General features: G+C 42.3%; 13 protein-coding genes and 1 pseudogene. 2 read left to right on the forward strand and 12 right to left on the reverse strand.

Annotated elements, in window-relative coordinates; genetic code table 11:
- Positions 1-14: 14 nt before the first annotated feature.
- The 7 genes and pseudogenes from DW904_RS09405 to DW904_RS25405 form a co-directional block, all read right to left on the reverse strand.
- Positions 15-1895, reverse strand: a complete 1881-nt coding sequence (locus tag DW904_RS09405; RefSeq protein ID WP_118579722.1) for a ComEC/Rec2 family competence protein — start codon at positions 1893-1895, stop codon at positions 15-17.
- Between the two features lie 61 nt (positions 1896-1956).
- The gene (locus tag DW904_RS09410) at positions 1957-2895 is read right to left on the reverse strand and encodes a GerMN domain-containing protein (protein WP_173716154.1); all 939 of its coding nucleotides are present in this window, start codon (positions 2893-2895) and stop codon (positions 1957-1959) included.
- 10 nt (positions 2896-2905) lie between these two features.
- Positions 2906-4333, reverse strand: coding sequence for a HAMP domain-containing sensor histidine kinase (locus tag DW904_RS09415; protein ID WP_118579728.1), 1428 nt, complete (start codon positions 4331-4333; stop codon positions 2906-2908).
- A gap of 3 nt (positions 4334-4336) precedes the next feature.
- A pseudogene (locus DW904_RS09420) lies at positions 4337-5025 on the reverse strand (response regulator transcription factor).
- A gap of 13 nt (positions 5026-5038) precedes the next feature.
- Positions 5039-5875 (reverse strand): helix-hairpin-helix domain-containing protein, encoded by an 837-nt coding sequence (locus DW904_RS09425; protein ID WP_243110360.1) that lies wholly within the window; start codon positions 5873-5875, stop codon positions 5039-5041.
- Positions 5876-6001: 126 nt separating this feature from the next.
- The gene (locus tag DW904_RS09430) at positions 6002-6436 is read right to left on the reverse strand and encodes a DMT family transporter (RefSeq protein ID WP_118579731.1); all 435 of its coding nucleotides are present in this window, start codon (positions 6434-6436) and stop codon (positions 6002-6004) included.
- Entirely contained in the window at positions 6418-6591 is a 174-nt protein-coding gene (locus DW904_RS25405; protein ID WP_308768404.1) for a DUF6783 domain-containing protein, read from the reverse strand. The genes DW904_RS09430 and DW904_RS25405 overlap by 19 nt, the downstream gene beginning before the upstream one ends.
- Here DW904_RS25405 and DW904_RS25410 point away from each other — a divergent pair.
- Positions 6511-6729 (forward strand): DUF6783 domain-containing protein, encoded by a 219-nt coding sequence (locus DW904_RS25410; protein ID WP_347562089.1) that lies wholly within the window; start codon positions 6511-6513, stop codon positions 6727-6729. The two genes, DW904_RS25405 and DW904_RS25410, sit on opposite strands and share 81 nt — an antisense overlap.
- Positions 6730-6759: 30 nt before the next feature.
- On the opposite strand, the gene DW904_RS09440 is transcribed toward DW904_RS25410, so the two are convergent.
- Together DW904_RS09440 and DW904_RS09445 are read right to left on the reverse strand one after the other, a co-directional pair.
- Positions 6760-7563 carry a DUF3169 family protein gene (locus tag DW904_RS09440; protein WP_173716155.1) on the reverse strand — a complete coding sequence of 268 codons (804 nt, stop codon included), beginning with the start codon at positions 7561-7563 and terminating at the stop codon, positions 6760-6762.
- Positions 7556-7771 carry a helix-turn-helix transcriptional regulator gene (locus DW904_RS09445; RefSeq protein ID WP_118579737.1) on the reverse strand — a complete coding sequence of 72 codons (216 nt, stop codon included), beginning with the start codon at positions 7769-7771 and terminating at the stop codon, positions 7556-7558. Before DW904_RS09445 ends, DW904_RS09440 begins: the two co-directional genes overlap by 8 nt.
- Positions 7772-8106: 335 nt before the next feature.
- Here DW904_RS09445 and DW904_RS09450 point away from each other — a divergent pair, with 335 nt between their 5' ends.
- A complete protein-coding gene (locus DW904_RS09450) occupies positions 8107-8436 on the forward strand; it encodes a DUF1292 domain-containing protein (protein WP_118579740.1) in 330 nt (109 codons plus the stop codon).
- Positions 8437-8713: 277 nt separating this feature from the next.
- On the opposite strand, the gene DW904_RS09455 is transcribed toward DW904_RS09450, so the two are convergent.
- The 3 genes from DW904_RS09455 to argJ form a co-directional block, all read right to left on the reverse strand.
- Positions 8714-9904, reverse strand: coding sequence for an aspartate aminotransferase family protein (locus DW904_RS09455; protein WP_118579743.1), 1191 nt, complete (start codon positions 9902-9904; stop codon positions 8714-8716).
- A complete protein-coding gene (gene argB / locus DW904_RS09460) occupies positions 9891-10787 on the reverse strand; it encodes an acetylglutamate kinase (RefSeq protein WP_118579746.1) in 897 nt (298 codons plus the stop codon). Before argB ends, DW904_RS09455 begins: the two co-directional genes overlap by 14 nt.
- A 109-nt stretch (positions 10788-10896) precedes the next feature.
- Positions 10897-12120, reverse strand: a complete 1224-nt coding sequence (gene argJ, locus DW904_RS09465; protein WP_118579749.1) for a bifunctional glutamate N-acetyltransferase/amino-acid acetyltransferase ArgJ — start codon at positions 12118-12120, stop codon at positions 10897-10899.
- Between the last annotated feature and the right edge of the window lie 97 nt (positions 12121-12217).

Raw genomic sequence — 12217 nt, forward strand, 5'->3', positions numbered from 1 at the left:
TTTTGCTGTCTGTTTCAGTTTTTCCCATGCAGCAGGAGGATTTTCCCACTCAGGCAGATACAAGCATCCCAATTTACTGAATTCAGTTTTTTTACAGCCATCTCCAATATTTCCTGTACACCACTGATATGATCCTGATCTGTATGAGATATAAAAATTCCATCAATCTGAGAAATCCCCTGATTTTTCAGATACGGTAAAACCTGATATTGTCCCACACCTGATTTGTTTGTGCTTCCACCATCCACCAGAAAGCAATTCCCTTCCGGCGTCCGCAGCACAAGCCCGTCGCCCTGTCCCACATCCAGACAGCTGACAGAAAATGGTTCCGGCTCACGCCATATAAGAATAGACATGGCCAGGCATACAACTACGAAAGCAATTATTTTTCTCTCCCTCTTCCCTTTCTGTGTAAGTATCCAGACTGCTCCTGCAAACAAAATATAATATACAGCCACCTGCCACAGCTTTGGTTGTCCTGTGATCCAGATGCCAAAAGGCAGATTCCCAGATAGTTTACATAACTCTTCATAAATTCCAGCAAGAACCTTTCCAGGCAAAATCACAACACGCCCAACGGAAAAGCTTACACACCCAGCAAGCAATCCAATAACTCCGCTTCCCAGAACAACTCCTACTGTAGGAAGCACCAGCAAATTTAAAAAAATTCCAACCAGTGAAACTTCTCCGAAAAAATATAAGGAAACAGGAAGCATGGTCAGCTGTATTCCTATAGATGCGCCTAAAGCCAGATTTGCTTTGCAAAAACCTCCGGCAAACTTTTCATATATTTGCCCTGTATGTTTTCCTAAAATCATACAGCAAATATTTTTAAACTTTTTTCCAGCATGTCTTTTCCATACACTCTTTTTTCTCCGCACATTTTCCCCCTTTTCAATACGGGATAAATCCATACTCTTTGTTAATGCAGGAACCACTACGCCAGCTCCTGCTACCGCGCTAAATGACAAAAGGAACCCACTGTTATATAAATATGCTCCTGAATCTCCAAGAATTAACATAGCCGAAACAGCCAGCGCCGTTGGCAGATCATAAATCCTTCCGGTTATTTTCGCCCCTACAGATATCAAAAACATACAGACTGCACGCATAGTAGACACACTTCCACCAGTCATCACGCCGTATTGAAGCAAAATCAGCAGGGCAATTATCCCAGACGGCCAGATTCCCATTCCAGTCTTCATCAGAAGATTATAAATTCCCATCCCAATCACACTGATATGCAGCCCCGAAATTGCCAGAACATGCACAATACCAGCCATCTGGTAGCGAAGCTTTACTTCCTCATCCAGACTGCTTTTATCCCCGAGAACAATTGCCTGAAAAACCCCGGCTTCTTTTCCACCAATTCCATTCAGAACTTTACTGAGATATTTCCTTAGATCATTCATACCTTGTCGATAAGCAGAATAATTTTCCGATTTTTTTAACAATTCCGCCTTTTTCATAAAATAGAAAATATGCTGGCTGGCATAATACTGTCTGGCATCAAATTCTCCTGGATTTCGCATCTCACCTACTCTCTCCAGATTTCCAGACACCAAAACAACAGTTCCTGCCGGAACATCTTCTTTTTTCTTTAAAAATACTTTTACATTTTCAATAGATATTTTCTTCGGTTGATTTTCCTTTGATTGATTCTTCTTTGGTTGATAAATCAGATATGTATTGCTAAGATAAACAGATTGTGAAAATTCATTTTCTGTGGTCTGTGTCACTTCTCCGCAGATTGTGACCTTGGGATGTTCCCGGATCCAGGAGTCCACATTTTCCGGAACAGGATTCCCTCTGATCAGTGGAAATCCTGCCCGGTCGGCCACACACATAAGGAGCATCAAGACCAGACACACCATGCAAAGCGGTCTTTTCGTCATTTATAAACTCCTTTAGTATTTCATTTTATAAGCGTTATTGATTGATTTTTTCAAACACGCTCTAATTCTCTTTCAGGATCAGATCTGTATTTTTACTGAAAAGACTGTACAAAGATGTTCCATCACTTAACTTAGCCTCTGTATCACCTTCGATTGAAATCTGCACTTTATCAGCAGATGTCGTATCCAGAAGAGAATTTACCACGGAATAGATCATGGTGTTCACCGGGATATCAATTCCTGAATCTGAAAAAGCGGAACTAAAATCCACATAGCACACATTATCAGACACCTCTATTCCCAGAATATCCGTATTCTGCGGAATTGTTGGATAATGCCCTTTCACCATCGGTCCTTTGGCAAGCTGTTCCAGTATTACTCTCTCTCTTGGCAGAATTCTCTTATAATATACATTTCTCTGTTCTGCCACAAGATGCTCTCCTGTCTTGTCTGTAAAATACAGAGTAAAAGTATCATACCGATACGCATCTTTATCAGAGCCCCACATTTCTACAAAAGTGTTGCCGTCAAGCAAGCCTACAGCCTGTCCCTTGGAATCGGTAAGCTCCTGATTTCCTATAAAAATCTTTATGCCGGTGATTCCTGGAATCTGAAGAAAAGTTCTTGCCACACCTGCGCGCACCAGAATCTCCCTGGTTCGGGAAATATTACTGTAATCAGCATTAAACTCCAATTCCAGAAGGGATTCATTTAAGCGGTAAGTCACCAGCTGAACTCCTGCTGGAAGCAAAGGCAGGTTCTCTCCGCTGCTCTCCTGTCCATTCAGGATTCCCATTAAATCCTGGAGCATAAATTCTGCACTTTCCTGCTCCGGATAATATCTTGTCTTTGTTACTTTCGTTTCATCTTTGTTCAAGTAATATAGATAGTACTGATTGCTGACACTTTCAGTCTTCTCTCCCTGGCTTTCCACCGAGCATCCGGTAAGAAGGCCAATGATCAGAACCAGAGCCATCGCTGTACTCAACAATTTCTTCATCTGGCACCTCCTACGGAATATATGATAAAGGAATGCGGACAGTAAAGGTAGTTCCCTCGCCTTCCTTACTTGCCACCTGAATAGTTCCATGATGCATGGTCACAGCACTTCTGGTAATCGCAAGTCCAAGACCTGTGCCGCCAATTTCTTTGGAATGGGATTTGTCTACGCGGTAAAAACGTTCAAAAATTCTTCCGATGGACTCCTCCGGAATGCCCATTCCGGAATCTGCAACCTTCACATAGAAATATTTATGGTCAGCGTCAAGGGTTACACGAACCCAGCCATCATCCACATTGTATTTAATACCATTCTCAACCAGATTGCTCACGGCAAGAGTAAACTTTACCTCATCCACATCTGCTTCAACAGGGCGGAAACTGTCCAGGATCAGATCAATGTGCCTCTTATCTGCAATTGGACGGAGTCTCTTCAGAATATCCTCCAGAAGCTGATTGATATTCAGGTGCTCCACATTCAGATCAGCTGCTTTCTTATCCATTTTTACAAGAGAAAGCAGGTCTGTGATGATCTTATTCTCCCGATCAATCTCTGCAGTGATATCGCCCATAAACTCCTGATACAGCTCCTCCGGCACCCCTTCCTGGCCCACCAGTGAATCGGCAAGTACCTTCATGGAGGTAAGCGGTGTCTTCAGCTCATGGGACACATTGGAAACAAACTCATTTCTGGACTCATCCAGAATCTTCATTCTGGAAAGCATTTTGTTGAACGCATCCGTAATAAGTGCTGTCTCTGTATAATCCGGGACAGAAATCTCCTCATTCTGGTATCCATCCGTCAAATCCTCAATGGACTTGGTAACTCTGGCAAACGGCTTTACAAGAACCGTAGAAAGCACATATCCAAGAAGGACCGCCAGCACAATAATGATTCCTGTGATCAGAAGACTCTTCTGTTCCAGCTCCAGAATATTCTCTGCAATTTCATTGGAGGAAAAGCTGATCAGCATAGCACCCTGAAGCTGCTTCACCTCCGGGCTTTTCACAGGGAGAGCCATCTCAATCTTCTGTGTCTTACTATTATAGCGGCTGGCTTCCTCACCTTTGAAGCATTTGATCACCATAGTGGAGATCAAAGTTTTTCCCTCATCTACGCCATAGGTATCCTTGATAATCCTGTAATCCCTGTCAACTAACAGAATTCTGCCGTCATACACATTAGACAACAACTCCAGCTTGCTGTTTACATCCTGCGAGCTGGAGTCATTCATATAATTCTCTTTAATTAACAGGTTACACAGAATGTCACACTGCTTCTCAACAGTCTGCTTACGGACAGCCACAGCCTTGTTCTCATAGGCCGCCACCATCACATGAGCAACAATGACACTTGGTACGATTCCCAGAATGACCAGAATGATCAGAATACGAAAACGCAGACTTTTTAAAAAGCTTGGTTTCTTTTTCTCTGGCATGGCTTATGCCTGGAAATAATATCCCACACCCCATTTGGTGTGTACATATTTGGGCTCACTGGGATTCGCCTCAATTTTTTCACGTAAACGACGGATATGTACATCCACTGTACGAACATCACCAGGATATTCATATCCCCATACAATATTCAGCAGGTTCTCACGGCTGTACACTTTATTGGGATTAAACACCAGAAGTTCCAGCACATCAAATTCTTTGGCAGTCAGATTGATTTCCTTACCAGAAATAAACACGCGACGGCTCTCACAATCCATCTTCAGGTCACCAGCCTCTATTGTCTTCGCCTTGTCTTTTTCTTCCTGATTGCTGCCTGCACGGCGCATAATGGCTTTGATTCTTGCCTTTACCTCAAGAATATTAAATGGTTTGGTGATATAGTCGTCCGCGCCATACTCAAGGCCGAGGATCTTATCCATATCCTCACCTTTCGCTGTAAGCATTACAATAGGAACATTTGAAAATTCCCTGATCTGTTGGCATACTTCAAAGCCATCCATCTTGGGAAGCATAAGATCCAGAAGAATAATGTCATATTTCTTCTCTTGGGCCATCTCCAGGCTTCTTCGCCATCGTAGGCACAATCCACATCCATTCCATCCTGTTCCAGGCTGAAACGGATACCCTTTACTATCAGTTTCTCATCATCTACTACCAAAACTTTCCTGCTCATTTAAGAATCTCCCTTATCCAGTTGATATCTTGTCTTTTATCTTTGAAAAGGTACCCTCTTTGATACCTTCTACATTCATAATCTCTTCGATAGAAGCAAAGTCTCCATGCTCCTCTCTGTATGCAACAATGGCTTCTGCCTTTGACTGCCCGATTCCGCTTAAAGTGGAAAGCTGTCCGGCATCTGCAGTATTCAGATTAATTCGTGTATCATCGCCTACGCCATCTCCGAAACTTCCTGTATCTCTTCCAACAGTTCCCGATGGATTTTCCACTGAGCTGCCTTGAATTTCTTCCAATCCTGAATTCCCAGAATTGTCACCATCGTTCAATGCCTCTGGCACTTTCGCCATAGCAAGTTCCAGGTTCTCAGCCACTTCTTTCTCAGTAGGCACATAAATCTGCTGCCCATCTCCAATACTTCTGGCTCTGTTCAGATAATTTATGGCTGCCTCTGGCAAATATCCTCCTGCTGCATCAACAGCCTGGAAAATACGTGCTCCTTCATCCAGCTCATAAACGCCTGGATTTACAACGGCTCCGCATACATCAACGAATATTTTCTGTGGAATTGGCGTTTCTAGTGGCAAATCCAAAGCTGAATTTTCTGTATTCCCCTCTGATCCAGCATCTGAAACAACAGACTGTTTTTCGGGATTTTCCCCTGCCGCCACGTTATTCTCATACGCAGTGCTCTCTTCTCCTGCTTTTCTATTCGAGTTCTCTTCATCTGAATCCATCTCTTCCAGAAAAACCTCTTCCCGACGTGCGCAACCTGTCATTGCAGACGCCGTCCAGAGAAAGAACAAAACTGTCCAGATTCCACATCTGTATTTTATTTTTCTTCCCATGCAGGTTCCCCTTTCGCTTTATGCGCAGGTTCCCCTCCACTCATGCTTTACCTAATCTATTTTAACGAAACTTTACATTTTTTACAATACCATTTCTAAATTTTATCAGTCTTTTATCTATTTGCCTTATTTCTCCCATTTAAATATGACAATTCCTACAATCGCCACAGCCATGCCGATCAGTTTTCGCCACTGAAAATCCACTTTTTCTACACCAAACAGACCAAATAATTCAATTATATAGGCAACTGCCAGCTGGGAAATTACAATCAGCATAGCAGCCTTTGCAGGACCTAAACTTCCCATGCTTTGAATGACAGTTATTGTAATAAATGCTCCGATAATACCGCCAAGTAAAGTATATTTATTCTCCACCTGCCACAACGCGCCAACACTGTCCCTCCCGGTAAAAATCCACGCCAACACGCAGACCAGAAACGCAGAAAACTGTACCCAGCCGGTGGATACCCACAAGCTGGTCTGCTTAGTCATCTCTGTGTTAAAAACGCCCTGAATACTCATCAATGCACCAGATATCAACGCTACAAGAAATCCCCACATACAATACCTCCATAAACTATCCTATACTTCCAGATTCTTTCTCTAGAGCGTGTTTGAAAAAGGCTTTCTGCAAGATGTGCGTCACAATTTGTGGGAGATTTCGCCCGGATGAGGGCGCCGTAGCGGGCTACGGCAACCGAATTCGAGTGAAATATACCGCAAAGTGGGGCATGCAGATTGCAGGAATGATTTTTCAAACACGCTCTAAGCCAATCGATGTTCTGACAGCCTCCAAAAGGATACTCCCTTCCCGGGAAGAAAAGGAGGTGCACTTGCAGCAGGCACCTCCATAATAGTATTATATGTATTTTTCAAAGATTCATTCACTTCGCAAGTTTTTCGCTTTTTTTCGTAACGCAGCACCGGCAGTAATTAGACGCCGATAAGATCCAGAGAAAAGCAGGAATGATAATAGCAAGAACGCCCGTATTCCATACCATATGAAGAAGCATGGCTACCAATGTGCAAAAAGGAAGTACCTTTCCAGTCAGCAGATAAGTCTTATAGCTTGCTTCGTAAATTTCTTCCTTCTCTGCTTCGTCACAGCTTGCAAGCCACTGCTCCTGAAAGTTTATAGAAGTAGGATCACCTTTCTTATCCGGATAAATTCTCTGAACCAGCTTTATATAGCGAATCTGCCACATACCAAAATATCCAACCATTCCCACAAACACAACCAGTCCTGCTAAGAACATCCATATCTCACCGTCACTCTGGCTCTCAATATATTTCATAGAGTATCCTGGTGAAATAAGCAGCATCATAAGAACAGTTCCCACTGTACTCGCAATCATCCCCCAGCTGGAGGACACTTCAATATGATACTGCAATTCATGATATTCTTCATCCTCTGCATCCTGTATCTGGCTTCCCATTCTCTTCATCTTTCCAAAATGGATCTCACAGATCATAATACAGATCGCACCGCAGATACATTCCAGCAGCACTGTATGATCACGTACAGCCAAAAGAAATGCATTCATCCCATGCCCAATAGCTGCTATAGAATTCTCCCCAGTGTATGATGTAACAAAGCCAAAAATTCCTCCAACAACACCACCAGCCAGCATAATCAGTACCATTTTTAAATAGGAATTCATTTTCTTCTTAGATTTTCCCTTATTCATCTTCTCCATCCTCCGTATAAGTAAAAATATCTTCCACTGTCACCTGACAGATCTTCGCCAGCTTCAAAGCCAGCGTCACTGAAGGTGAATAGTCTCCCCTCTCAATCAGGCTGATCGTCTGTCTGGACACACCAGCCAGTTTCCCCATGTCCGCCTGATTGATTCCAAGCCTGGCACGATATTCCTTCAATCGATTCTCCAGCGCCATTTCAAAGGCTCCTTTCTCATTCGTAGTGTATTCATTTTTTTGAAATGACTTATTTCATTGTCATTATGACAAGTTTATTTGTCATTCCTTGTATTTGCATAATATCATTGACAACTTTACTTGTCAACAGGTTTTTTATATTTTCCCAAAACAACCTTGCAATCCTGTTATATCTCTACTGAAAACCGCTTTTCCAGTCTTTCTTCTGACATTATGCAAAAATATTTTCGAAATTTTCTATATTTTCCATCTATTCAACAGCTCTCACAATTGATATAATATTTTCAACAAATATGACAGCCGGGCTGGCATGTCAACTTGAAAGGAGAATCACAATGGCAGACGAAAAGAACATTGGTACCCCAGCAGAAGAGGAAATCGAGATCATCACCCTCACCGACGAAAACGGGGAAGACATGGATTTTGAGTTCCTGGACCTTGTTGAGTATGAAGGAAAGCGCTACGCAGTTCTTCTCCCACCTGTAGAGGACGTGGAAGGTGAGGACGAGAACGAAGATGAAGAAGTACTGATTCTTCAGGTTGAGGACGACGGAAATGAAGAAAACGAGAGCTATGTTTTCGTTGATGACGATGACATTCTCACCGCTGTTTTTGACATTTTCAAAGAGAAATTTAAAGACGAATTCGACTTCGCAGAAGAGTAAATTCACAAAAAGCTTTTAAGCAGCTGTACTCTATACAGTGTAAAAAGTTCCATCCCCCAACTTTTGACAAGATGTATGTCAGGATTTATGGGCGATTGTCGGAATAATTTTTTAAAACAGAATCTTGAGCAATAGAAAAAAGGTACCTGAAACCATTTCAAAGTACCTTTTTTCTGTCATTTTATTCTCATTTATAGCTTAAAATCAACCTACACTGCTTTTTTAGTGAATCTTTTTTAATTTTCACCTGTTTTTTTACCAAAACTCCAGCCCTGATTTACGCCAGACATTCATCCAAAATCTCCGCCATTTCATCGATATCCGCCTTGGTAATCACAAGCGGAGGCACAATACGAAGCACGTCGCTTCCTGCAGAAATAACCAGCAGTTTCTTCTCCAGAGCCTTCTTAACAATCTCTCCTACAGGTCGTCCTGCAATGACGATTCCCTGCATGAATCCCATACCTCTTCTTGCTGCAGCACACTCATGTTTTTCCACAAGTTCATCCAGTTTTTTTTCAAGATATGGGGTTAATTCCTGTACATGAGTAAGGATCATATCCTTCTCATAAATGTCAAAAACCTTGCTTACAGCCGCACATACAAACGGATTTCCGCCATAAGTTGTACCATGGTCTCCCGGCTTCAAAGAAGCCTGTGCAACCTTCTTACTCAACACAAATGCACCAACAGGAACACCGCATCCAAGCGCTTTTGCACAGGTCATAATATCCGGCTGTACACCGTATGCCTGCCATGCAAAATAATATCCGGAACGTCCCATTCCGCACTGGATTTCATCCAGAATAAGGAGAATATCTTTCTCATCACACAGTGCGCGAACGCCCTCCAGAAACTCTCTTTCCGCTGGATAAATACCGCCTTCTCCCTGTACGGTCTCCATAATAATTGCACATGTTTTATCTGTAACCTGGGCTTTTACACTCTCAAGATCATTGAAATCAGCAAATTTCACACCACCCATGAGCGGCTCAAAAGGCTCACGGTAATGTGCATTTCCAGTGACAGAAAGTGCTCCAATAGATCTGCCATGGAAAGAATGATTCATGGCAATGATCTCATGATCTGCATGTCCGTCACGTTCATAAGCATACTTTTTCGCAGCCTTTAATGCACCTTCAATAGCCTCTGTACCACTGTTTGTAAAGAAAGCCTTGTCCATGCGGCTTGCATTTACCAGCTTTGCGCCAGCTTCGATAATTGGCTCATTGTAATACAAATTAGAAATATGAGTCAGCTTATCAATCTGTTCTTTCAGTGCTTCATCATATCCAGGATAATGATATCCAAGCGAATTTACAGCAATTCCTGCTGCAAAATCCAGATATTTGGAGCCTTCAGAATCAAAAAGGTGCACACCCTCTCCACGTTCAAAAACAACAGGAAAACGATTATATGTATGAAGAATACTGGACTCCGCTTCTTCCATCTGATTATTCATGTTCATGGTAATATTTCTCTCCATCCTCTCTTAAAATAGCAGTTCCGATACCTTTGTTTGTAAAGATTTCCAACAGTAAACTATGAGGAATTCTTCCATCAAGAATATGAACCCGGTTAACACCATGCTCAATTGCTTCAATACAGTTATTCAGCTTCGGAATCATTCCGCCGCCAACATATCCATCCTCGATCAGTTTTCTGGCATCCTGAATATGAAGCTCAGAAATCAGAGATGACGGATCATCTTTATCCCTATAAACTCCCTCAATATCAGAAAGAAATGCAAGCTTCTCTGCATGTACAGCCTCTGCAATTGCGCAGGCTGCATCATCTGCATTAATGTTATAGCTGTCATAATTATCATCAAATCCGATTGGAAAAACAATCGGAAGAAAATCTTTTTCCAGCAGATCATAAAGAATTTTCGGGTTTACTTCTGTAATATCCCCTACAAATCCAATATCCTCTCCATTGGAATATTTCTTCTTACATTTCAGCAATCCACCGTCTTTTCCACTGATACCAACAGCCTGTACGCCAAGAGATTCCACATGGGAAACAAGTTCTTTGTTTACTTTGGCAAGGACCATTTCTGCTATTTCCATTGTCTGGGAATCTGTTACCCGAAGACCATTGATAAACTTAGCCTCCATGCCTACTTTTCCAACCCATTTGCTGATTTCCTTGCCGCCACCATGTACGATAATTGGCTTAAATCCAACCAGTTTCAGGAGAACTGCATCCTTAATTACATTCGCCTTCAATTTTTCATCCAGCATAGCACTTCCGCCATACTTTATTACAACAATTTTACGGTTAAAACGCTGTATGTAAGGAAGCGCCTCAATCAGTACCTCTGCCTTATCAAGATATTTCTGATTTACCATTTTTTCTCTTAACCTTTCTTTCCTATATCTTTATGTTACAAAAGTCCTACAACTGCATGCCTTTCAGTCTTCCTCTGGCATCTAATTTACACACTCTCAAGCTTTAATATCAAGAACGATAATCTGCATTAATTTTCACATAATCATAAGTAAGATCACAGCCCCATGCAGTTGCTTTTGCGTCACCCATCTTCACATCTGCAATAGCTGTTACCTCATCCTCAGACAGGATTCTGGTTGCCTCTGCTTCATCATATCCTGTTGAAACACCGTTCTCAATAATCTTTAATTTTCCTGCGCGGCTCTCAAAATACAGGTCAACTTTTTCCGGATCAAACTGCACTCCAGAGTATCCCATAGCGCACAAAATCCGTCCCCAGTTTGCATCGTGACCATAAATTGCAGCCTTTGTAAGAGAAGAAGTTACTACGGATTTGCTAAGCGTAACTGCATCTTCTTTTGTCTTAGCGCCCACAATTTTCACTTCAAAAAGTGCAGTCGCGCCCTCTCCGTCACCTGCAATTTTCTTTGATAAACAGGTATTAATATAATTCAAAGCCTCCATAAATTTATCAAAATCAGCACCCTCTTCTGTGATCTCAGGGTTGCCTGCCATGCCGTTTGCAAGGAGCAGAACAGTGTCATTTGTGGAAGTATCGCCATCTACAGAAACCATATTAAAGGTATCTTTAATATTTGCACTTAGTGCTTTTTGAAGCATTTCCTTGGAAATTGCAGCATCTGTTGTGACAAATCCAAGCATGGTACACATATTAGGATGGATCATTCCGGATCCCTTGCACATACCGCCAACTGTTACTGTTTTTCCACCAATTTCGATATGTACAGCAACCTCTTTTTTTACGGTATCTGTAGTCATGATAGCCTTGGCTGCCTCTGTTCCGGCCTCTAAAGAACCGTCAAGCTTCGGAGCCATAGCCTTTACACCATTTACAATTCTGTCAATCGGAATCTGCATTCCAATCACGCCTGTAGATGCAACCAGCACGCTATCTGCAGGGATTCCAAGTATCTCAGAAGCTGCATCAGCAGTCGCCTTACAATAGCCATATCCTTCTGCTCCGGTACATGCATTTGCAATACCGCTGTTGCAGATCACAGCCTGTGCAGATGGGTGATTATAGACCACATTCTGATCCCATTTTACCGGAGCTGCCTTCACCACATTTGTTGTAAAAGTGCCAGCTGCAACACATGGAACTTCACTGTAAACCATGGCCATATCTGTACGGCCTTTGTATTTAATTTCTGCTGCTGCCGCAGCTGCTTTAAACCCCTTTGCTGCGGTAACACCACCTGTAATTATTTCCATATTGATACTCCTCCTTTGCCCGATCAGGCAAATTATATGTTTATTTTTCAATGTAACTCAGTCCTGAAATCAGGCCCGGAGCCTGTCTCCAATTTCA

The sequence above is a fragment of the Ruminococcus sp. AM42-11 genome, from assembly GCF_003480145.1.
GTDB lineage: Bacteria > Bacillota > Clostridia > Lachnospirales > Lachnospiraceae > Blautia_A > Blautia_A faecis.